Below are 18,771 nucleotides of genomic sequence, written 5' to 3'. Positions count from 1 at the left end.
CAGGCCGCTCACCGGCCGGACGCACCGAGGTGAGGCGGTGTGGGAGGCTGGCGGCATGCCGGACACCGCACACACCCGCGCCCAGGTCGCCGCGATGATCGATCACACCCTGCTCAAGCCGGAGGCATCGGCTGCCGACGTGCGCGCGCTCGTCGACGAAGCCGTCGAACTCGGTGTGTACGCGGTGTGCGTGTCGCCGTCGATGCTGCCGCTGCGTGCCGAGGGTGTCACCGTCGCGACCGTCGTGGGATTCCCGTCGGGCAAGCATCATTCGCTGGTCAAGGGTGCCGAGGCGCGGCTGGCCGTCGAGCAGGGCGCGCGTGAGGTGGACATGGTCATCGACATCGGCGCAGCGGTCGCCGGGGACTGGAACGCAGTGCTCGCCGACATCCTCACCGTCCGCGAGGCGATCGGCTTCGATCCTGCGCTCAAGGTGATCATCGAATCCGCGGTGTTGTCCGACGACGCGATCGTCGAAGCGTGCCGCACGGCCGAACGCGCCGGGGCCGACTTCGTGAAGACGTCGACCGGGTTCCATCCGGCCGGTGGTGCCTCCGCGCACGCGGTGCGGTTGATGGCCGAGACCGTGGGCGGCCGGCTCGGCGTGAAGGCCAGCGGCGGCATCCGCACGGCCGAGGCGGCGCTGGAGATGATCGACGCCGGCGCCACCCGGCTCGGCCTGTCGTCCTCGCGTGCCGTGCTCGACGGACTGCCGGACCGGGTCGACGAGCGGTCGCCGCGGCAGTAGTCGGATCGCACCGGTCGGATCGCACCGGTCAGATCAGGCTGCAGCCCTGCTGCTGGGCACCCTCCTGCGGGCGCGGCATCGTGAAGCTGCCGCCTTCGAGGGTGAGGTTCACGCCGTTGTCGTCGACGGCGACCGCGGTGGCCTGCATGCCGAGCGGATACTGCTGCAGGCCGGTCGCGAGGATCTGCACGACACTGTCGACGAGCGCGGTCGGCAACCCGAATCCCAGCACGGACGCGTCGACGGTCTCGACCGCGACGACACCGGCCTGGACGACCGGCCGCACCGTGAACTCGGCGAGACCGCCGCCGCCGACGGTGAACCGCAGGGTTCCCGCGTCGGCGTCCGGGGTGACGGCGGTGACGAGGGAACCGAGGCCCTGTCCCTGGACGGTCGCGAGGATGCCGCTCGCGGGCCACACGACCTCGGCGCGGGAACTGCCGATCGTGCCGGTGCTGTCGGCCGTCGCGTTCAGATCGACGTCCTTCGCGACGGCGTGGACGGTCATCTCCTCGGCCGGACCGAACGCGTCGTCGTCGCTGTCGAGCGTCACCGACGGAACCTTCTTGTCGATCAGCTGCAGCAGCACCGGTTTCCAGCTGAGATCGACGTCGACGCCGGTTCCCAGTTCGGATTCGAGTGATTGGGCAAGGCACGTCGTCGCCCGGTTGCGGACGTAGACCTCGGCGCCGACGAGCACCGCGACGAGCGCGACGACGACCACGGCGGCGACGGTGGCGAGGGTGGAGCGCTTCGGGTTGGTCATGAGCCGATTGTTTCCGACAACTCTGAGGATCTTCTGAGCCGCGCGGGCCGACCCGCCCCGCGAAACTGTGAGCTGGGCCACAATTGTTCGGTACTGTTGGCGGCATGACGAGTTGGACGGGTTCTGGGTACGGGGCCTCCGGGCGGGCCGACGCGGACGAAGCGCTCCGCCGACTCGCGCTGACGCAGGCCGGATTCTTCACCGCCCGACAGGCGATCGGGCACGGTATCGACGCGGACGCGTTCGTCACGCGTATCGATGCGGGGCTGTGGATGCGCGTCGAGAACGAGCTGTTCCGGCTCGCCGAAAGCCCCCGCACGAAATTCGACGAGTTCGCGCAGTGGTGCGCCTGGTACGAGGGCGCCGCGGTCGTGTCGCACCAGAGCGCCGCGGAACTCCACGCGATGGGGCATCTGCAACCGAGGTTCCTGCACCTGTCGACGCTCGATCAGCGCACCGTCCCGAGCAACCGGCTCGCGCTGCACCACCGGGCGCTGACGAACGAGGACTGCGAGATGGTCGGGTGCTTCCGCGTGACCACCCCCGCGCGCACCGCCGTCGATCTCGCCGCCGGTGGCGTGTCCCAGGAAGTGCTCGACGAACTCGTCGGCGACGCTATCGCGATCGGCCGCGCGAACACCGACCAGCTGCACGCGGCGGTAGCGAACCAGCCCGCCGCGGTCGCCGACCGTATCGAGCTGGCGCTGCTCGCCGCAGGGTGAGTCGTGTGTCTTCCGGGCAGTTGAACCAGCCCAGCTCGACGGGCACACCGGCGCGGTAGCGCAGTCAGGCGGGCGCGACCACGTCCCACGGGACGGTCAGTACGCAGTCGCGCAGGCGTCGCCGCTGCGGGGACACCGGAACCCCCTGTGCGCGTAGAAGGTCGAGGGTGGCGCGCCAGCGGATGCGCGGCCCGAACGCGGCGTGCGGGGCCGCGGTCGCCCACGCCCGGTCCGCGGCCTGCAACAGGTCGTGGATCCGCTCGCCGGGAACGTTCCGGTGGATCAGTGCCTTCGGCAACCGCTCGGCCAGATCGGACGGGGTGTCGATGTGGAACGGACTCCACGCCAGCGTCAGGGTGCGCGGGCCGTCCCGATCCAGCAGCACCCAGGCGCACCGCCGGCCCAGTTCGTCGCACGTGCCGTCGACGAGCAGACCGCCCGGTGCCAGCCCCGACCGCAGCCGCTCCCACACGGGTGCGACCGCATCCTCCGGGTACTGCCGCAGCACGTTGAACGCGCGCACCAGCACCGGCCGCAGCCCGGCCAGCTCGAAACCACCGCGCGCGAAGCGGACACCGTCGCGGCCGGGAACCACCCGTTCCGGGTCGATCTCGAGACCGACCATCCGCAGATCCGGGCGGACGCTGCGCAGCCGCGACGCCAATTCCAACGTGGTCACCGGCATCGCGCCGTAGCCCAGATCGACGACCAGCGGATCCGGGGCCGACCGCAGGACACCGGCGATGTCGGGATGGTGCACCGCCCATCGGTCGCTGCGACGCAGACGGTTGATGCCGGTGGTGCCGCGGGTGACGACACCTTCCGGACGTGGCGCTCGCACGATCGGACCCGACCTACCGCCGGGCCAGCCAGTCGGCCGTGATTTCCGCTTCGGTGCGGAACAGGTCGACGAGGTTCTGCAGCATCAACTCTTCGAGCTTGCCGCCGACGAACGGCAGGTGCACCTTCGCTTCCGACGTCGTGCGCAGCGTGCACCCGTCGTCGCCGGCGAACAGTTCCATCGTGCCGGTGAGACTGCCCGGACCGGCCGGGACCGACGCCTCGTAACGACCGGTCGCCCTCCCGTCGAACGCGCTGTAGGACTCCTTGCGGGTGATGACCATGTCCTTCTTCATCACCGCCTGCGCGATCTCCGGCAGTTCGGACCGGGGCAGGATGTGGTGCAGCACCAGCGAGATGCCGGAGTCCGACACCTCGAACGACTCGAGATGGTTCTGCGAATACTTGCGCATCTCCACCATCCGGGCTTCCCAGTGAGCCGGGTCGCGTAGCGCCGCGTACACCCGCTCCGCTGGATACGGATAGCGGGCGGAATAGTCCATGCGCCGTGCCATAGCGGGCCAGGGTACCGGCTCGCCCCGATCACCCGGAAATCGTCAGGAGCCGGATCGGCCCAGCCAGCCGGTCGTGAACTCCTGCTCGGCGTCGAACAGCTCGATCAACTGTTCGGCGATCATGCCCTCGATCTTCCCTCCCAGGAACGGGATCTTCACCTCGACCTCACCGTCGATCTCGACGATCGTCCCGGTGCGGCCGGGAGCGAGCGTGACGGCACCTTCGACCTTGCCGGGCATCCCGTCGACGCCGGCGGAGAACCGACCGCGGGCACGGTCACCGTCGAGCGGCTTCCACGATTCGTGCCGGTGGATGACCAGGTCGCCGGGCCGGATGCTGGTGACCACGCTCGGCAGGTGCTCGGCGGGGATGGCCTGCGTCATGTGCAGGTCGATTGTGCCGGCGCCGGTCGTCACGTCCTCGATGGTGGCGCCGGGGCCGCCGATCTTCGTCAGGCGCTGCCGCCAGTAATCCGGATCGACGAGCGCCGCGTGCACGATCGCCGCGGGGAACTCGTAGTGCGCGGAATGGTCGATAGGGGTACCCATGGGGCGTCACGCTACCGTTTGCGGGTGCCCGATCCACGTATGACGTCCCGGCTCACCGAATCGGGAGCCACGGTGTCCGAGCAGGTGCCGTTGTCGACTCTGACGTCGCTGCGGCTCGGCGGACCCGCCCGAGTCCTCGCCGAATGCGCCACGACCGATGTTCTCGTCGACGTCGTGCGTCTGCTCGACGCCGAGGGCGTGCCGACGCTGATCCTGGCCGGCGGCTCCAACCTCGTCGTCGGGGACGCGGGATTCGACGGGGTCGTGGTGAGGATCGCGACCACCGGGGTCGAGCTCGGCGCCGGGCGGGTGCGCGCCGAGGCCGGGGCGGTGTGGGACGACGTCGTCGCGAAAACCGTCGACGCCGGGTTCGGTGGTCTCGAGGCACTGTCCGGGATACCCGGGTCCGCCGGCGCGACTCCCGTCCAGAACGTGGGGGCGTACGGCGTCGAGGTCGGTTCGGTACTGCACCGGGTGCGGCTGCTGGATCGACGCACCGGCGACGTGCGGTGGGTGGGTCCCGAGGCACTCGGTCTCGGATACCGGACGAGCGTGCTCAAGCACTCCGACGCGGCACTGGTCCTCGACGTCGAGCTCGAGGTGCGGCCCGACGGGACCAGCGCGCCGCTCGGCTACCGGGAACTCGCGACCGCGCTCGGCGCGGAGGAGGGTGAGCGACGACCGGCCGCGGAGGTCCGCGAGCAGGTGCTGGCACTGCGCCGCGGCAAGGGCATGGTTCTCGACGCGGCCGATCACGACACGTGGAGCGCCGGCTCGTTCTTCACCAACCCGATCGTGTCCGACGATGCCCTGCCCGCGGTGCTCGCGGCGGTCGCCGCGCGGGTCGGCGCCGACGTCCGGGTCCCGCGGTTTCCCGCGGACGGAGGTACCAAGCTGTCCGCCGGCTGGCTCATCGAACGCGCCGGATTCGGCAAGGGGTTCCCGTCGGAGGACGCCCCGGCGCGGCTGTCGACGAAGCACACCCTCGCCCTGACCAACCGGGGGAACGCGACCACCGCGGACCTGGTGGCCCTGGCCCGACAGGTCCGGGACGGTGTGCAGCAGGCGTTCGGGGTGCGGCTCGAACCGGAACCGGTGCCGGTCGGCTGCGAGATCTGAGTCCCGGTCGCCGAGACCGGAGCCGTCGAGAGCCGGCCGCCGAGAGCTGGGCCACACTGTGCCCGCGCGTACCGTGAAAAGGGTGCATGACCTGCTGAAACGGACAAATCGGTTGGTGTGGCTCTGGTGCCTCGGTCTCGTGGCGGTGCTCGCCGCTTGTTCGACGTCGGGCGGAGGGTCGATTACCGGCGACCCGGAGCCGGCCGTGTCGGTCACCGTGAACCCGGCCGACGGCACCACCGACGTCGACCCCACCACGCCGATCTCGGTGACCGCCACCGGCGGCACCCTCGGGGACGTCGCGCTGACCAACAGCGACTCGGGGCTCGTCGTCGACGGGACGCTCACCGCGGACGGTCACACCTACACCGTCACCGAACCGCTCGGATACGGCGCGACGTACGAATGGTCGGGGACCGTGGTCGCCCCCGGCGGCGACACGTTCCCGCTGGAGGGCAGCTTCTCGACCGTCGAACCGCGAGAAGTGGTCTCCGCGACCCTCAACATCGCCGACGGTCAGGAGGTGGGGATCGCCGCACCGATCATCGTGCAATTCGACGGACCGATCAGCGACAAGGCCGCCGTCGAGAAGGCGCTCGTCGTCACCACGAACCCGCCGACCGAGGGCGCCTGGGCATGGCTGCCCGACGACAACGGCGGTGCGCGGGCGCACTGGCGGCCCCGGCAGTATTGGGCGCCCGGCACGACGGTGAGCCTGGACGCGCGGCTCTACGGACTCGCCTACGGCGACGGTGCGTACGGCGCAGAGGATCTGTCCCTCGACTTCGGGATCGGCCGCAGCCAGGTCGTCGTCGCGGACGCGCAGAGCCACCGCATGCGGGTGGTGCGCGACGGGCAGATCGTGATGGACATCCCGGTCAGCTACGGCGAGGGGAACGAGGCCCGCAACGTCACGCGCAGCGGCATCCACGTGGTCACCGAGAAACACGAGGACTTCCTCATGTCGAACCCGCCCTACTACGAGAACGTGCGCGAGCGCTGGGCGGTGCGGATCTCCAACAACGGCGAGTTCATCCACGCCAACCCGCTCACCACAGGCCAGCAGGGCGCTTCCAACGTCACCAACGGTTGCATCAACCTGTCGACGGCCGACGCGCAGGAGTACTTCGCGATCGCGATGTACGGGGATCCGGTGGAGGTCAGCGGCACCTCGATCGACCTGTCCGAAGCGGACGGAGACCTGTGGGACTGGGCCGTGGATTGGCCGACCTGGCAGTCGATGTCGGCACTGTAGGCATCCGGACCCCGGCTACCAGCGGTTGCGGACCTCCTCGGCGAATCCGAGCAGGTTCTCGATCTCGAGGCGAGTGCCGTCGTCGAGCAGCACGTGCCCGCTGTACCGCCCGAACACCTGATGCTGGGTGGACCGCAGGACCAGGGCGTCGACATCGGCCGCGCGGTCGACGATCGGCTCGAAGTCCATCTCGAAGCGGCTGTCGCTGCTCGTGAAACGCCACGGTCCGCCGGCGTATGTGCCGTGCGGGCGGTGGAAGTGGACGCGGTCGAGTTTGTGCGCGATCCCGTCGTGGAACAGCATGTTCTCGGATGCGGCGGTGGTGTCGCCGAAGCCGTATCCGATGTTGAATCCGAACCGGGCGCCCTGGTGCAGGCCGGACGCCGACCCCCAGTACCAGGTGTTGTCGTACGTCCACACGCCGCGGCCCCAGTCGAGGACGCCGAACGTCGAGGCCGCGTCGAACTCGTGCCGCACGCCGCGGACGGTGAGCGTGCCCGAAGCGGGAAGACAGTTGACCTTCTGGTTGTAGTAGAACGCCTTCGGGGCCCGTGGGAACGGCGTCGCGATCACCATGCGATCGTCGGCGGGCTGCTGCAGCAGAAGTTCCCCGGACAGTCCACGTCCGCCGTCGAAACCGGGATGGTCGACGATCAGGCGGCGCCCCCTCGTCTCGTGGCGGAATTCGACGCGTAACGCACCCCGGTGCACGACCACGTCACCGGCGTCGGCGCTCGAAGGCATCCGCATGCGGCCGAGCGGGAACGGAATCAGCTTGTTCTCGGTGACCTCCGTGCCGGCGGCCAGATCCAGCCAGCTCACCCCGACCAGACCCATGTACCCGTTGTCGGCAACCGTCAGTGCGAGACCGACGGGGCCGGCAGCATCGTCGGAGGCCGGGTCGGAGATGAGGCAGTAGTAGTCCCACTCCTTGATCCGCAGCCGCGACGCCGAGATCCGCGCCCGGTCGTAGGTGCGGATCTCGGTGGTGGCCCAGCCGGCCTGTTCGAGGCGACCGCGGTCGTCGAGCAGTGGCCCGGGTGAAAGACGCTGCTGCTGCATACCTCCAGAGGTTAGATGGTGGATTCCCCGAGCGGCGATCCGCTACGGAACCTCGCCGCCGGCGGCGTCCCCGGCCGGTTCCCGCAGCCAGCGTCGTCGGTGTTCGCGCAGCTCGGTGTCGCGGCGGGCGCGGTGGTGCGCCAACGCCGCGGCCAGCAGATCCCCGAGGCGATGCCGGTGGTTGACCAGCGGTGTCCGGTCCGGGTCGATGTGCGGGGGGCGGGATCCAGTCGGTGCGGCCCGGATACTCCGACTCTGTTGGTGCGACTCTCGTTTGCCAGCCGCCGGGTCCCTCGTGCACGAGTGCGTGGCAGGCGTCGCAGGCGCGGTCCTCGTTGGTGATGTCGGCGGGGCCGCCGTCCTTCCAGTCGGTGGTGTGATGCACCGCGGTCAAGGTGGCCGGGGCGTCGCAGCCGGGTCGGGTGCAGCCATGCGAGGCGGCGTGCCACACCCCGACCTTCCGGGCGCCGTTGACGCGGCGGGCGGCGTCGGCGGCGGAGATCGGCAGGGTGCCGATGAGGAAGTCGTTGATCGAGCGGCACCCGAGATCTTCGGGAACCCGTCGTTCGACCGCCTCGACGACCGCCCGGTGCCCGACCGCGGTGGCCTTGCGCAGGACGGTTTCGAAGCGCTGGAAGAACTCGACCAGGTATGTCGCGGGAGAACCCGGTCATGTCGTCGCCGAGCAGGCCGTCGAGGGCGGTCAGCCGTGCCTCGATCGCGTCCCCGCCCACCCTGTTCGAAAGCATGTCGGGCCATAGCGGGAGGGTCTGACGGAAATGCCGAACCGGTCGGTAGTCGATCGCCCTACGACCACCGAACCGGATCATGCAATCAGCCGATCAGTTGCTCACGCGGTGGAACCGGCCGGCGCTCGCCTGATCACGCGGCTTGACGATGATCTGGTCCAGGTTCACGTGCGACGGACGGGACGCGACGAACCCGATGATCTCGGCGATGTCCTGTGCGACGAGCGGCGTGATGCCCTCGTACACCTTGTCGGCGCGTTCCTGATCGCCCTCGAACCGCACGAGCGAGAACTCGGTTTCGACGGCGCCGGGGGCGATCTCGGTCAGCCGCACCGGCTTGCCGAGCAGTTCGCCGCGCAGCGTCCGGTGCACCACCGCCTGGGCATGCTTGGCGGAGGTGTACCCCGAGCCGTTGTCGTAGGCTTCGAACGCCGCGACCGAGGTGATCGTGACGATCAGGCCGTCCCCGGAATCGATCAGCTTCGGCAACAGCGCCTTCGTCACGCGCATCGTGCCGATGACGTTCGTCTCCCACATCCACCGCCAGTCGTCCTCGTCGGCCTCGGCGACCGTCGCCAGCCCCTTGGCGCCCCCGGCGTTGTTGACCAGCACGTCCACCCGGGGCAGCACCGTGGCGAACGCGGTGACCGAATCCTCGTCGGTGACATCGAGTTCGAGTGCGGTGCCGCCGATCTCCTCGGCGAGTTCTTCGAGCCGGTCGAGACGGCGGGCGCCGACGACGACGTGGTAACCCTGCGCGGCGAGCGTGCGGGCGGTGGCCTCGCCGATGCCGGACGAGGCCCCGGTGACGACGGCGACGCGGGAATCGGCGACACGGAAATTCGGGGAGTTGGTCATGGCCCCGATCCTAGGCGGGGATGGTGTCGGTCTCGACGATCGAGTACTCGCCCGCGTCGCCGGCGACCGCGTAGTGCCGGGTGGCACGGTTGTCTCGGATTGCGACGTCACCGAGCGGCCAGGCCAACCGGGTGGTGTACTCGAGTTTCTGGTGATGTTCCTCAGGTGTTCGCCTTGCCGCAGCCGGAGTCGGTAGGCAGGATCCGGGCGCCGGGCGACCTCGACGGTCGGATGCGACGCTGCCAGCGTGCCGAGCAGAACGTGCCGATGGATGGTTGGTTCCATTCAAACACCGGGCCGGGTGAGCGAGAAGCATTCGGCTCGCCCTGATTCGGGCGGTGGCCACCGCCGCGGCGATTCCCTACCGTTTCGGCCTGAATTGGACAGTCACGCGTGCGGGCGTTATGTTCGACGGCATGTCAGCAGGCCGCCACTCCGCCCCGCGGGTCACATACGTGACCGCCGCGCTGGGCTCGCGCCTGCCTCTGGCACGGGAACTCTGTTGTCGTAGTCACGGTGCCATCAAGTAGTTTCGCGCCGGGTTCGAGCCTGCTCTGGCTTTCCCTCTGATCGGCTGTTCGACGTGTTTGCGCACGTCGCGGCGGTTCGGCGCGTTCATGACCGTGTCACGACAGCCCAGCCGGGCCGAATCACGAGGATCCACACCTGTGTCGACTTCCACGCTTCCTGTCCAGTCCGCTCGCTCATCCACCGGTGCCCGGGGGCTCTCGCAGTCCGCAACCGCCCGGGCCCGTTCCACTGCTCGGGTGCAGATCGTCGCGCCGGACCTGCGGATCGCCGACGGCACCGCGGCGTCGGTGTTCCGCGTCGCCGCGGCGCGCGGCCCGGTGTCCCGCGACGTCGCCGCCAAGGTCACCGGTCTGAGCATCGCCACCGTCAATCGGCAGGTGTCGGCCCTCCTCTCCGCCGGATTGCTCCGTGAGCGGGCCGATCTCGCGGCGTCCGGCGCCATCGGTCGCCCCCGCGTCCCGTTCGAGGTCGATCACGAGCCCTACCTGACCATCGGCATCCACATCGGTGCCGTCGTCACCGGCATCGTCGCCGCCGATCTGCGCGGCCGTATCATCGGCGCCGTCGAGATCCCCACGCCCCGAGGCGATCAGGAGGTCGTCCTCGGGGCGATCACCGCGAGCGCGCGGGCCTTCGCATCCCGCTGGCATCGCCGCACCCCGCTGTGGGTCGGGGTCGCACTGGGTGGCCGCGTCGACTCGGAGACCGGCCTCGTCGACCACCCGCGTCTCGGCTGGAGCGGCGCGCGTGTCGGCGCGATCATCGGCCGTGGCATGGGGCTGCCCGTCTCGGTTGCCGCGCACGTCGAGGCGATGGCCGCGTCGGAACTGCTGCTCACCCCGGACCGGGAAGCAGCCGACGTCAAGGGCACCGGCCTCTACTTCTACGCACGCGAAACCACCGGTATTGCAATCACTTTCGATGGACGAGTGCACACCCCGAACGGTGGCCCCGGCTCGATCGCGCATCTGCCGACCGGTTCGACGGCCCTGTGCTCGTGCGGCGCGACCGGCTGCCTCGAGGCCACCGTCAGCGACCGGGCGGTGTTGCTGCGGGCGCGCGAGGCCGGCCTGCTCGGCGACGTCGAGGATCCCACGATCGGCGCGCTGTACAAGCTCGCCCGTGAGGGTTCGAGGCCCGCACACGAGATCCTCATCGACCGCGCCACCGTCCTCGGCCGTACCGTCGCGATGCTCCGCGACCTGTTCAACCCGGACCGCGTCACCCTCGGCGGGCAGGCCTTCACCGAGTATCCCGCCGGTGTGCCGCACGTCGCCGATGCGTTTGCGCGGGCATCGAACCTGCCGCGCAAGGACATTCGCATCACCGGATTCGGTAACCGGGTGCAGGCGCACGCATCGGGTGTGGTGGCGCTGAGCTCGCTGTACTCCGATCCGCTCGGCTCGATGCGGCGATCGCAGGGCTGAGCGGTCTCGTGTCGGCAGGGCACACAACCCCGCTGCGACGCGCACACCCCTTCCGATAGCTCGGAAGGGGTGTGCGCGTCCTCGAAAGAGTATATGCCCCAGGTGTTTCGGCCGCTGAAGGTCAGAGTGGCAGTGCCGTCTCGGCCAGCCCGGGCGCGGCGCCCAGCCGGCGGAACCATTCGAACCCGAAGGCCGCACGCAACATTTCGTCCGGCAACGACAGCATCGGACCGAAATCGCCGATCTGCGACGCGTGAGCCTGCATCGCAACCCGTTTGGCGGCCATCGTCGAGGAGACGTCCACCGTGGTGGTCAGCTCCGACTCCGGCAGGCCGAACGAGTCGAGGTCCGGGGGCGTCCGGTCTTCGATCATGTCCGGATTCGCGGCGAACATGCGTCGCAGATGGTCGCGGTTCAATGCCGATTCGTAGACGGCGTGATGACCGACCAGTTCGCTCGCCCGCAACCCGACGTGATGCACCTGCACGTGATCGGGATGCCCGTAGCCGCCGTTCGGGTCGTAGATCGTGACGACGTCGGCGCCCTCCTCGTCCAGCACCGCGGCCAGCCGACGGGCCGCCGCATCGACGTCGACGTTGCAGAACGCCGCGGGGTTCGCGTTCTCGGGAGTGCCCGCCATGCCGGAATCGGGATAACCGAGCGGAACCAGCCGCGCCACGCCGAGCGCCTCGGCGGACCGCTCGACCTCGGTCAGCCGACGGGCCGCGAGGCTCTCGCCGGGACGCAGCAGACCCTCCGGGGACTCACCGGCCGCGCCGTCCGTCGCGACCACCAGCACCACACGGTGGCCGGCGTCGGCGGCGAGGCGCATCACCCCGCCGGTGGTGAACACCTCGTCGTCGGGATGCGCGTGAAAGCAGACCAGGACACCCATACCGTGCATGCTGGCACGGATAACCGACACGCGGGAAATCCTGGAGAAGGACGAGCATCAGTGACATCGACAGCGGGTAGTTCCTACCGCGCCTTGTTCGCCGCGCCGGGCGCGGCCGCATTCTGCGCCGCCGGATTCGTCGCGCGGCTGCCGATAGCAATGGTGGGGATCGGCATCGTGACGATGTTCTCCCAGCTGCGCGGAGACTACGGCCTCGGCGGCGCGTTGTCCGCGGTATTCGCGTTGTCGTACGCGGCCCTGACGCCGCTGGTGTCCCGCGCGGTGGACCGGCACGGCCAGTACCGGGTGCTGCCGGCCGCCTCCGCGATCAGTGCGGCCGCGACCGTCGCGATGCTCGCCGCGGTCCGGCTCGAGGCGCCGACCGTGTTGCTGTTCCTGTGCGCGATCCCTGCCGGACTCATGCCGACGATCGGCGCGATGGTCCGGGCCCGGTGGACCGAGCTGTACCGCGGCACCGACCGGTTGCGCACCGCATTCGCCCTGGAAGCGGTGATCGACGAGGTGTGTTTCATCGTCGGCCCGGTGCTGTCGGTGGGGCTGAGCGTCGCACTGTTCCCAGAGTCGGGGCCGCTGCTGGGGGCGGTGCTGTTGCTGGTCGGCACCCTCACCCTCGCAGCTCAGCGCCGCACCGAACCACCGGTGAAATCCGAGCGTCCCGATGCTGTGAGATCCGAGCGTCCCCACCGCGGCTCCCTGCTCAGCCCGGTGCTGGTCGCCCTCGCGGCCGTGATGGTCGCGATGGGCACGATCTTCGGGGTGATCGACGTCGTCGGTGTCGCCTTCACCGCCGACCGCGACGCGCCCGGCGCCGCGACGTTCGTGCTCGCCCTGTTCGCGACCGGATCCGCCGTGAGCGGGCTTTTCTTCGGGGCGCGGCACGTGGCCGCCCCGCTGACCCGGCAACTGCTGATCGCGACCGCCGCGGTCGCGGTGCTGCTGTGGCCGCTGCTGCTCGCCGGCACCGTTCCTGCCCTGGCCGCGCTCTATCTGCTGGCCGGCGTGACGATCTCGCCGACCATGATCGTGACGATGTCGCTCGTCGAGCGTGTCGTCCCCGCCGAACGGCTCACCGAGGGAATCACGTGGACGGTCACCGGGCTCGGCGTCGGTGTCGCCGCCGGATCGGCGCTGGTCGGACAGGTCATCGACCGGTCCGGCACCTCCGCGGGTATCGGGGTGGCGATCGCGGCGGGACTCGTCGGCTGCGCCCTGGCTGCGGGAATTCGATTGCGGCACGGCTAACGTAGCCGGCATGACCGTGCGTGAAGTTCTCGGTGCCGACGGCACACCCATCGTCTACCGGGCCTTCGGGGACCCCTCGTCGCGGCCGCTGGTGCTGCTGCACGGATGGGCGCAGTCCTCGGGCTGCTGGGGTGATCCGCTTCTGGAGGACCTCGCCGGCCGGTACCGGGTGATCGCGGTCGACCTGCGCGGGCACGGCTATTCGGGTGCGCCCGCGGACGGATACGACGACCGCGCCGTGTGGGCATCGGATGTGCGGGCGGTACTGGCCGCCGAGAACTGCACCGGCGCGGTGCTTCTCGGCTGGTCCTACGGCGGCCTGGTCATCTGCGACTACCTCGCCGTCCACGGGACCGCGGACATCGCCGGTGTCGTGCTGGTCGGTGCCATCACGAGCATCGGCCGCGGTGAGAAGGGCGGCAAGGTCGGTGCGGCGATGCGCGCGGCGGTCCCGGGCGCGATGTCCGAGGACCCGCAGATCGCGCTCGCGGCGCTCGACGCATTCGGAGCCTCTCTCGTCGGCGCGGGCCGGTCCGCCGCGACCGGGCCGATCGCCCAGGCGCTGCTCGGCAACAGCCTGAGGACGCCGCCGCGGGTGCGATCGGCACTGTTCGCCCGTGCCGTGGGCAACGACGACCTGCTGCGCGGTCTCGACCTTCCGGTTCTGGTGCTGCACGGCACCGCCGATTCCGTGGTCGACCTCTCGGCGGCCGAGCATGCGGCGAGCCTGCTGCCGCGCGCGACCACCTCGTATTGGGACGGCGCCGAGCACGGTTTGTTCGTCGAGGACCCGAGGCGATTCGCCGAGGACGTCGTGCGCTTCGTCGACACGCTGGAGTAGGCGCACGGGAAGGGGGCGCGCCCGCAACGGGGAGGCAGATGGGAGCGGAGGTGCCGGACAGGGCAGTATGGAACGCGTGACGTCTCAGCCCGGCAGACCCCGACGAGTGGCCGTGATCTCGGTGCACACCTCACCGCTGGCGCAACCCGGCACCGGGGATGCAGGCGGAATGAACGTCTACGTACTGCAGACCTCCCTGCAGCTCGCCCGCCGCGGCGTCGAGGTCGAAATCTTCACGCGGGCCACGTCGTCGTCGGATCCTGCGGTGCAGGAAGCTGCGCCCGGGGTCCTGGTCCGGAACATCGAGGCCGGGCCGTTCGAAGGTCTCGACAAGCACGATCTGCCCACCCAACTGTGCGCGTTCGCGGCCGGTGTACTACGCGAAGAGGCCCGCCACGCGCCCGGATACTACGACCTGGTGCATTCGCACTACTGGCTGTCCGGGCAGGTCGGCTGGCTCGCGCGGGACCGCTGGGGGGTGCCGCTCGTGCACACCGCCCACACGCTCGCCGCGGTGAAGAACGCGTCCCTCGCGGCGGGAGACACCCCGGAGCCCGCGGCGCGGCAGATCGGTGAGCAGCAGGTCGTCGCGGAATCGGACCGGTTGGTCGCGAACACCGTCGACGAGGCGCACGCGCTTGAGAGCATCTACCGTGCCGATCCGGCCAAGATCGACGTGGTCGCGCCCGGCGCCGACCTGTCGCGCTACCGCCCCGGCGACCGCGACCGCGCCCGGGCGGAACTGGGGCTGGATCCGCGCGAGACGATCGTGACGTTCGTCGGTCGCATCCAGCCGCTCAAGGCGCCGGACGTGTTGCTGCGCGCCGCCGCGCGCGCCGTCGCCGACGCGCCCGACCTTCCGTTGCGGGTGCTGATCGTGGGTGGACCGTCCGGCACCGGCCTCGAGCGTCCGGATTCGTTGATCGAACTCGCCGCCGACCTCGGGATCGCGGCGCGGGTGACGTTCCTGCCTCCGCAGCCGTCCGATCGGTTGGTGCAGGTGTACCGGGCATCGGATCTCGTTGCGGTGCCGAGTTATTCGGAGTCGTTCGGTTTGGTTGCGATCGAGGCGCAGGCGTGTGGCGTCCCGGTTCTCGCCGCGAATGTCGGGGGTCTGGGGGTGGCGGTGCGCGACGGCGAGACGGGGGTGCTCGTCGACGGGCACCGCACCGAGGACTGGGCGGCGGCATTGGGATCGCTGGTCGCCGATCGTGGCCGGCGCGACGTGCTGGCGGCGGCCGCGCCGCGGCACGCGGAGAACTTCTCGTGGGAACACACCGCGGACGGACTGCTCACCGCCTATCGCACCGCGGGTGCGCGGCGGAACCGGGCATTCGGGGCCGGCGAGTTCTCGCTGCGCAGACAGCGCGGATTGTGGAAGCTACGGCGGACAGGTGGGGTGAAGGCATGAGTGCGAGCCTGAGCGAACTGATCGAGTCGACGCTGCACGACCGCGGCCTCGATTTCTCGCGGAAGGAGGGCGGGCACTTCGTCGTCACCCTCCCCGGCGAGAACAAGCTCGAGACGACGGCGCTGCTCACCGTCGGCAACCACGGTGTGCGATTCGAGGCGTTCGTGTGCCGTAAGCCCGACGAGAACTTCGAGGGCGTCTACAAGTACCTGTTGCGGCGCAACCGCCGTCTGTACGGCGTGGCGTACACGCTCGACAAGATCGGCGATATCTATCTGGTCGGCCGGCTGTCGGAGCAATCCGTGACGCCGGAGGAGCTCGACGCGGTGCTCGGGCAGATCCTCGAGGCGGCCGACTACGACTTCAATGTTCTGCTGGGCCTGGGCTTCCTGACGTCGATCAAGCGGGAATGGGCCTGGCGGGTCTCCCGCGGCGAGTCGCTGCGCAATCTCGAGCCGTTCCGGCACTTGATCGAAAACGATGGTGCGGGAACGGAATCACCGGACATCTCCGGCAGCGACGCGCCCGATGAGGACGCGCAGCAGGGTTCGTAATACGTCCGATACGCGTGACCCGGTCCACAGAAACCGTGTGACGCTCGTCACGTTATGGGTGTGGAAACGAAAGCGCCGGTGGCCCCGATAATTTCGGTGCTACCTGGCGTTCTTGCGTGATCTGATCTTGAAATGTGGGACGGTCGTCCCGAAAATTCGGGGCGTGACCTTTCCGAGATAGTCGCTTAACGTCGTTATCAGCTCGAAACGACGAGCCCGGCCCGAACCGATCGGGCCCATACCGAACACCGACCCGCCGCCGCTTGCTCTGCCCCGCGGGATCGGACACACGAAACCTTCGAGGGGCAGGGACGGAACGATCGACGGTTCCGGACCGCGTGTTTCGCGAGCTGTGTTCTCAGGAGCCAGTTCTCGGTCGCATGTGTTCTCCGGATGCACCTTTCGCCGATCGCCCGTCAGCAGACGCGGAGAGGATCCACCCCATCATGGCAAAGCTCACCTTCACCAAGCGCACCCTCGGTTCCCTCGCGGCCGGTGCCGCTCTCCTGGTCACCCCGATCGCTCTGGGTACCGGCACCGCCAACGCCGCTTCGGGCAACTGGGACGCCGTCGCGCAGTGCGAGAGCGGCGGCAACTGGGCCACCAACACCGGCAACGGATACCACGGTGGCCTGCAGTTCTCCCCGAGCACCTGGGCGGCCTACGGCGGCCAGCAGTACGCCCCCACGGCCAGCCAGGCCTCGCGGGATCAGCAGATCGCGGTCGCGGAGAACGTCCTGGCCGGTCAGGGCCGCGGCGCGTGGCCGGTCTGCGGTCAGTACCTCTGATCCGGCCCGGACCCGTGGGTCCGGTGACGCATCCACGAAGCCCCGTGCGCGAGATATTCGCGCGCGGGGCTTCGGTGCGTTCGGTCGCGACAGCGCGCGATTCCCCGAGGCGATCTCGGGTAGCGTCCGATCGTGATTGTGAGTGTCTTCACACGTGTCGGGTAGAATTCCCGTCGACCCACCTGGCACTGCGTGCCACCGCGTCTGCACCGGAGGACAACCCATGAGTTTCCGCAGCCCGTTCCCCGACGTCGAGATTCCGGCACTGAGTGTCTACGACTTCCTGTTCGGCTCCATCGCCGAAGCCGAGCTGGACCGTCCCGCGTTCGTCGACGGTCTCTCGGGTGAGGTGACGGACTACCGCACGCTCATCGGGCAGATCAACGGCGTGGCCGGTGCGCTCGCCGCACGCGGTGTCGGGATCGGAGATGTCGTCGGCCTGCTCGCGCCGAACATCCCGGCCTTCGCCGCGGTGTTCCACGGCATCCTGCGGGCCGGCGCGACCGCGACGACCATCAACGCGCTGTACACCGCCGAGGACATCGCCAAGCAGCTCCAGGACTCACACGCGAAGATCCTCGTCACCGTCTCGCCGCTGCTCCCGCATGCGAAGGAAGCCGCCGCGAAGATCGGGATCCCGGACGAGCTGCTCATCGTCCTCGACGGCGCCGAGGGTCACCCGTCGCTGCGTGATCTGCTCACCGAGGCCGCCCCGGCCCCGGAGGTGAGTTTCGATCCCGCCACCCACCTCGCGGTGCTGCCGTACTCGTCGGGCACCACCGGGCGGCCCAAGGGCGTGATGCTCACCCACACCAACCTCGTGGCCAACGTGTGCCAGATCAATCCGCGCATGGGCATCGGCGCCGATGATCGCATCCTCGCCGTCCTGCCGTTCTTCCACATCTACGGCATGACCGTGCTGCTCAACGCCGCCCTGTGCAATCGGGCGACGCTCGTCACGATGCCCAAGTTCGATCTCGTCCAATTCCTCACGCTCGTCTCCGAGCAGAAGTGCACCTACGTGTTCGTCGCCCCGCCGGTCGCGGTTGCGCTGGCCAAGCATCCCCTCGTCGACGACTACGACCTGTCCAGCGTGCACACGATCTTCTCGGGTGCGGCGCCGCTCGACCGGGAACTCGGCGGGGCCGTCGCGCGCCGGCTCGGCTGCAAGGTCCGGCAGGGTTACGGCATGTCCGAGATGAGCCCGGTCAGCCACGCGATCCCGTTCGACGACGACCAGACCGCTCTCGACTCCGTCGGCCCTACGGTCGCGAACATGGAATGCAAGCTCGTCGACCCGGTCACCGGGCAGGAGGTCGCGTACCCGGAGGGCGCCGGTGTGTCCGAGCCGGGAGAGCTGTGGTGCAAGGGGCCGAACATCATGGTCGGCTATCTCGGCAACCCCGAAGCCACCGCCGAGACCCTCGACGCCGACGGTTACCTGCACACCGGTGACATCGCGACCGTCGACGGACGCGGCGTGGTCACGATCGTCGACCGGCTCAAGGAACTCATCAAGTACAAGGGCTACCAGGTGCCGCCGGCCGAGCTCGAGGCGTTGCTGCTCACGCATCCCAAGATCGCCGACGCCGCCGTGGTCGGCGTGCTCGACGCGGACGGCGAGGAAGTTCCCAAGGCGTTCGTGGTGCTGCAGCCCGGCGCGGAACTGAGCGAGGACGACGTGATCACGTTCGTCGCCGAGCGGGTGTCCCCGCACAAGAAGATCCGCCAGGTGCAGTTCATCGACCTGGTGCCGAAGTCGGCAGCCGGCAAGATTCTCCGGAAGGACCTGCGGACGGGCGCCTAGCGTCCGAATGCGATCAACCGCGCAGGATCCGGCCCGGATGCGCCGCGAGAGCGTCTCGGGACTCGGATCCT

General features: G+C 69.5%; 18 protein-coding genes. 11 read left to right on the top strand and 7 right to left on the bottom strand.

Annotated features, from left to right (window positions below; all coding sequences use genetic code 11):
• Window positions 1–55: 55 nt before the first annotated feature.
• Window positions 56–748 carry a deoxyribose-phosphate aldolase gene (gene deoC, locus RZ1_RS09345; RefSeq protein ID WP_072811219.1) on the top strand — a complete coding sequence of 231 codons (693 nt, stop codon included), beginning with the start codon at window positions 56–58 and terminating at the stop codon, window positions 746–748.
• A gap of 28 nt (window positions 749–776) precedes the next feature.
• Here deoC and RZ1_RS09340 read toward each other — a convergent pair whose 3' ends face one another.
• Window positions 777–1,514: an LmeA family phospholipid-binding protein gene (locus tag RZ1_RS09340; RefSeq protein WP_072811218.1), complete on the bottom strand. Its 738-nt coding sequence runs from the start codon at window positions 1,512–1,514 to the stop codon at window positions 777–779.
• A gap of 104 nt (window positions 1,515–1,618) precedes the next feature.
• On the opposite strand from RZ1_RS09340, the gene RZ1_RS09335 reads away from it, so the two are divergent.
• Window positions 1,619–2,236: a type IV toxin-antitoxin system AbiEi family antitoxin domain-containing protein gene (locus tag RZ1_RS09335; RefSeq protein ID WP_072811216.1), complete on the top strand. Its 618-nt coding sequence runs from the start codon at window positions 1,619–1,621 to the stop codon at window positions 2,234–2,236.
• A gap of 64 nt (window positions 2,237–2,300) precedes the next feature.
• Here RZ1_RS09335 and RZ1_RS09330 read toward each other — a convergent pair whose 3' ends face one another.
• The 3 genes from RZ1_RS09330 to RZ1_RS09320 are packed head-to-tail and all read right to left on the bottom strand — an operon-like array spanning window position 2,301 to window position 4,140.
• Window positions 2,301–3,080 carry a class I SAM-dependent methyltransferase gene (locus tag RZ1_RS09330; protein WP_371306610.1) on the bottom strand — a complete coding sequence of 260 codons (780 nt, stop codon included), beginning with the start codon at window positions 3,078–3,080 and terminating at the stop codon, window positions 2,301–2,303.
• Window positions 3,081–3,090: 10 nt separating this feature from the next.
• The gene (locus RZ1_RS09325; protein WP_072811212.1) at window positions 3,091–3,591 is read right to left on the bottom strand and encodes a DUF2505 domain-containing protein; all 501 of its coding nucleotides are present in this window, start codon (window positions 3,589–3,591) and stop codon (window positions 3,091–3,093) included.
• A gap of 42 nt (window positions 3,592–3,633) precedes the next feature.
• On the bottom strand, window positions 3,634–4,140 hold the full coding sequence (locus tag RZ1_RS09320) for a DUF2505 domain-containing protein (RefSeq protein WP_072811210.1): 507 nt from the start codon (window positions 4,138–4,140) through the stop codon (window positions 3,634–3,636).
• Window positions 4,141–4,179: 39 nt separating this feature from the next.
• Between RZ1_RS09320 and RZ1_RS09315 the strand changes: the two genes are divergently transcribed.
• Together RZ1_RS09315 and RZ1_RS09310 are read left to right on the top strand one after the other, a co-directional pair.
• The gene (locus tag RZ1_RS09315) at window positions 4,180–5,259 is read left to right on the top strand and encodes a UDP-N-acetylmuramate dehydrogenase (protein WP_072811209.1); all 1,080 of its coding nucleotides are present in this window, start codon (window positions 4,180–4,182) and stop codon (window positions 5,257–5,259) included.
• An 82-nt stretch (window positions 5,260–5,341) separates the two neighbouring features.
• Window positions 5,342–6,514: a L,D-transpeptidase gene (locus RZ1_RS09310; protein WP_218020451.1), complete on the top strand. Its 1,173-nt coding sequence runs from the start codon at window positions 5,342–5,344 to the stop codon at window positions 6,512–6,514.
• Between the two features lie 15 nt (window positions 6,515–6,529).
• Here RZ1_RS09310 and RZ1_RS09305 read toward each other — a convergent pair whose 3' ends face one another.
• A complete protein-coding gene (locus RZ1_RS09305; protein WP_072811207.1) occupies window positions 6,530–7,576 on the bottom strand; it encodes a DUF2804 domain-containing protein in 1,047 nt (348 codons plus the stop codon).
• Window positions 7,577–8,418: 842 nt separating this feature from the next.
• On the bottom strand, window positions 8,419–9,183 hold the full coding sequence (locus RZ1_RS09300) for an SDR family NAD(P)-dependent oxidoreductase (RefSeq protein ID WP_072811206.1): 765 nt from the start codon (window positions 9,181–9,183) through the stop codon (window positions 8,419–8,421).
• A gap of 617 nt (window positions 9,184–9,800) precedes the next feature.
• On the opposite strand from RZ1_RS09300, the gene RZ1_RS09295 reads away from it, so the two are divergent.
• Entirely contained in the window at window positions 9,801–11,141 is a 1,341-nt protein-coding gene (locus RZ1_RS09295) for an ROK family transcriptional regulator (RefSeq protein WP_083583613.1), read from the top strand.
• 121 nt (window positions 11,142–11,262) lie between these two features.
• On the opposite strand, the gene RZ1_RS09290 is transcribed toward RZ1_RS09295, so the two are convergent.
• Window positions 11,263–12,036: a PIG-L family deacetylase gene (locus tag RZ1_RS09290; RefSeq protein ID WP_072811385.1), complete on the bottom strand. Its 774-nt coding sequence runs from the start codon at window positions 12,034–12,036 to the stop codon at window positions 11,263–11,265.
• Window positions 12,037–12,096: 60 nt separating this feature from the next.
• On the opposite strand from RZ1_RS09290, the gene RZ1_RS09285 reads away from it, so the two are divergent.
• The 6 genes from RZ1_RS09285 to RZ1_RS09260 all read left to right on the top strand — a co-directional run bounded on the left by RZ1_RS09285 (window position 12,097) and on the right by RZ1_RS09260 (window position 18,700).
• Window positions 12,097–13,299, top strand: coding sequence for an MFS transporter (locus tag RZ1_RS09285; protein WP_072811202.1), 1,203 nt, complete (start codon window positions 12,097–12,099; stop codon window positions 13,297–13,299).
• A 10-nt stretch (window positions 13,300–13,309) separates the two neighbouring features.
• Window positions 13,310–14,140, top strand: a complete 831-nt coding sequence (locus tag RZ1_RS09280; RefSeq protein ID WP_072811201.1) for an alpha/beta fold hydrolase — start codon at window positions 13,310–13,312, stop codon at window positions 14,138–14,140.
• A 67-nt stretch (window positions 14,141–14,207) separates the two neighbouring features.
• A complete protein-coding gene (gene mshA, locus RZ1_RS09275) occupies window positions 14,208–15,551 on the top strand; it encodes a D-inositol-3-phosphate glycosyltransferase (RefSeq protein ID WP_171061445.1) in 1,344 nt (447 codons plus the stop codon).
• Window positions 15,548–16,105 carry a type III secretion system chaperone family protein gene (locus RZ1_RS09270; protein ID WP_072811199.1) on the top strand — a complete coding sequence of 186 codons (558 nt, stop codon included), beginning with the start codon at window positions 15,548–15,550 and terminating at the stop codon, window positions 16,103–16,105. The genes mshA and RZ1_RS09270 overlap by 4 nt, the downstream gene beginning before the upstream one ends.
• 446 nt (window positions 16,106–16,551) lie before the next feature.
• Window positions 16,552–16,893 (top strand): transglycosylase family protein, encoded by a 342-nt coding sequence (locus RZ1_RS09265; RefSeq protein ID WP_072811198.1) that lies wholly within the window; start codon window positions 16,552–16,554, stop codon window positions 16,891–16,893.
• Between the two features lie 223 nt (window positions 16,894–17,116).
• Window positions 17,117–18,700, top strand: a complete 1,584-nt coding sequence (locus RZ1_RS09260; protein ID WP_072811197.1) for an AMP-binding protein — start codon at window positions 17,117–17,119, stop codon at window positions 18,698–18,700.
• Window positions 18,701–18,771 lie beyond the last annotated feature (71 nt).

Source organism: Rhodococcus zopfii NBRC 100606 = JCM 9919 (assembly GCF_001895025.1).
GTDB lineage: Bacteria > Actinomycetota > Actinomycetes > Mycobacteriales > Mycobacteriaceae > Rhodococcus > Rhodococcus zopfii.
This window is presented reverse-complemented; position numbering and strand designations above follow the sequence as displayed.

Excerpts from the sequence above, each read along its gene's own strand:
- deoC (WP_072811219.1), top strand. The coding sequence starts at position 56 with ATGCCGGACACCGCACACACCCGCGCCCAGGTCGCCGCGATGATCGAT.
- RZ1_RS09340 (WP_072811218.1), bottom strand. The coding sequence starts at position 1,514 with ATGACCAACCCGAAGCGCTCCACCCTCGCCACCGTCGCCGCCGTGGTC.
- RZ1_RS09335 (WP_072811216.1), top strand. The coding sequence starts at position 1,619 with ATGACGAGTTGGACGGGTTCTGGGTACGGGGCCTCCGGGCGGGCCGAC.
- RZ1_RS09325 (WP_072811212.1), bottom strand. The coding sequence starts at position 3,591 with ATGGCACGGCGCATGGACTATTCCGCCCGCTATCCGTATCCAGCGGAG.
- RZ1_RS09320 (WP_072811210.1), bottom strand. The coding sequence starts at position 4,140 with ATGGGTACCCCTATCGACCATTCCGCGCACTACGAGTTCCCCGCGGCG.
- RZ1_RS09315 (WP_072811209.1), top strand. The coding sequence starts at position 4,180 with ATGACGTCCCGGCTCACCGAATCGGGAGCCACGGTGTCCGAGCAGGTG.
- RZ1_RS09305 (WP_072811207.1), bottom strand. The coding sequence starts at position 7,576 with ATGCAGCAGCAGCGTCTTTCACCCGGGCCACTGCTCGACGACCGCGGT.
- RZ1_RS09300 (WP_072811206.1), bottom strand. The coding sequence starts at position 9,183 with ATGACCAACTCCCCGAATTTCCGTGTCGCCGATTCCCGCGTCGCCGTC.
- RZ1_RS09295 (WP_083583613.1), top strand. The coding sequence starts at position 9,801 with ATGACCGTGTCACGACAGCCCAGCCGGGCCGAATCACGAGGATCCACA.
- RZ1_RS09290 (WP_072811385.1), bottom strand. The coding sequence starts at position 12,036 with ATGGGTGTCCTGGTCTGCTTTCACGCGCATCCCGACGACGAGGTGTTC.
- RZ1_RS09280 (WP_072811201.1), top strand. The coding sequence starts at position 13,310 with ATGACCGTGCGTGAAGTTCTCGGTGCCGACGGCACACCCATCGTCTAC.
- mshA (WP_171061445.1), top strand. The coding sequence starts at position 14,208 with ATGGAACGCGTGACGTCTCAGCCCGGCAGACCCCGACGAGTGGCCGTG.
- RZ1_RS09270 (WP_072811199.1), top strand. The coding sequence starts at position 15,548 with ATGAGTGCGAGCCTGAGCGAACTGATCGAGTCGACGCTGCACGACCGC.
- RZ1_RS09265 (WP_072811198.1), top strand. The coding sequence starts at position 16,552 with ATGGCAAAGCTCACCTTCACCAAGCGCACCCTCGGTTCCCTCGCGGCC.
- RZ1_RS09260 (WP_072811197.1), top strand. The coding sequence starts at position 17,117 with ATGAGTTTCCGCAGCCCGTTCCCCGACGTCGAGATTCCGGCACTGAGT.